This window comes from Leisingera sp. F5 (assembly GCF_001593695.1).
The window spans coordinates 1-1,507 of sequence record NZ_LUKH01000892.1 but is presented as its reverse complement, the minus strand read 5'-3'; the positions used below and the strand labels follow the sequence as shown (position 1 = coordinate 1,507).

At 64.1% G+C, this 1,507-nt stretch carries 2 protein-coding genes; both read right to left on the bottom strand.

Annotation, left to right across the window (positions count from 1 at the left end; genetic code table 11):
- The coding region (locus tag A2I95_RS37160) for a trimethylamine methyltransferase family protein (RefSeq protein ID WP_291737481.1) at positions 1 to 295 on the bottom strand (295 nt) is incomplete at its 3' end.
- A gap of 101 nt (positions 296 to 396) precedes the next feature.
- Positions 397 to 1,362, bottom strand: coding sequence for a LysR family transcriptional regulator (locus A2I95_RS37155; protein WP_051371806.1), 966 nt, complete (start codon positions 1,360 to 1,362; stop codon positions 397 to 399).
- Between the last annotated feature and the right edge of the window lie 145 nt (positions 1,363 to 1,507).

Genomic DNA, 1,507 nt, shown 5'->3' with positions numbered 1-1,507 from the left:
GTGCGGTCTTGATCTTGTCGCGGCACCAGCCGGGATCGAACCGGACCCGCTCACCGTCGACCCTGGCGCCGTGTTTGCGGAACAGTTCCAGCGTCTCCGGATCGCCGCGGAAGTCCATGCCGATCTCGTCCAGGATGCGGTCGGCGTTGCGTTCGATGATGGCAACCGCCTCGTCATTGATCAGGCTGAAGAGGCCGGTTTTTCGGATCGTATAGGGTGCCGCTAGCGCGCCCTGGGCAGCGCGGGCGGCCATGCGCTCTTGCCGTCCGGCGCGGCGGGAGGGTGTGCGGGCCATGCGGGGGCCTCCGTTGCGGTCATGTCTGGCACTAGACATGGCAAGGAAGCCGTGGCCTGCACAGCAAAACCACGCAGCATTAGTTTCACTAATGATGCGGATTAGGCGGGGTAGATAACATGGTCCGCGGCGTGGGGCAGCAGCCGCTCGAAACTTTGCTGCAGCAGGCGGCGGCTTTCCTCTGCGACCTGATCCGGGATACCGCCCAGCTCCCCGGTGCGGTGGATCGCCACGATGGAGCGTTTGAAACCAGCAAAGGGTAAGGGTTCGATGCGCAGCGCCATGCCCTCGGCAATTGCGTCGATCAGCAGCGAGGGCGTCAGGATGGCATAGCATTTGCCGGTGATCACCCCCGCGACCACCATCGATGCGCGGTCAGCTTCCATAGAGCGCGGCAGGTCCAGGCGGCAGCGCTGCAGGTGCTGATCGGTGCGGCGCCCGACAGGTGCGTCGGCGCTGAAACGGACCAGGGACAGGCGTTCCGAGAGCGCGTGAATGTCATCGGTGGGGCCATCGTAATCCGTTGGCAAAACGAGGAAAAAAGGCTCTTCCAGCACCGGCGTGCAGGTGTAGTCCGTCAGGTCGAACTGCGGGTCCGAGGTGATGGCGATGTCGATACTGCGGGCGTTCAGCGCGGCCTGATGATCGGTGGCCAGCCCGGCCGACAGGCTGAGCTCCGGAATGCCCAGCCCGCCCCGTACCATGTCCAGGAGGCCGGGGGTCAGAGTGGTGGCAACCGAGGCCAGCAAGGCCACCCGCAGGATCGGGATTGAGCTGGACTGCACATGGCGCAGCTCGGACCGCAGGTCCTCCACCTCGCTGAGGATGCGGAAGGCGCGGCGGCGCAGGATCTCGCCCGCGTGGGTCAGCTCCAGCGGGCGGCGGGCGCGGTTGAACAGCGGCGCATCCAGCGCCCATTCCAGCTTTTTCAGTTGCTGGGAGACCGCCGATTGGGTCATCCCCAGGGCTGCTGCCGCCGCTGTCACATGGCGGGAATCGGCGACAGCCATGAAGACCTCCAGCGCGCGCAGCAGGTTAACATCCGATTCCGCCTGCGTTTTCTTCATTATTTCTGACTTTCATTAGTCTTTCTAATTGTCGGAGCAAATTCTTGTGCTGCGCCCATGCCCAAGTCAATCCTGCGTCAAACATCGAAAGGGCCGGGCATGGCGCAGATCATCATTATTGGCGGCGGCGCGATCGGGCTGGGGC

Excerpts from the sequence above, each read along its gene's own strand:
- A2I95_RS37155 (WP_051371806.1), bottom strand. The coding sequence starts at position 1,362 with ATGAAGAAAACGCAGGCGGAATCGGATGTTAACCTGCTGCGCGCGCTG.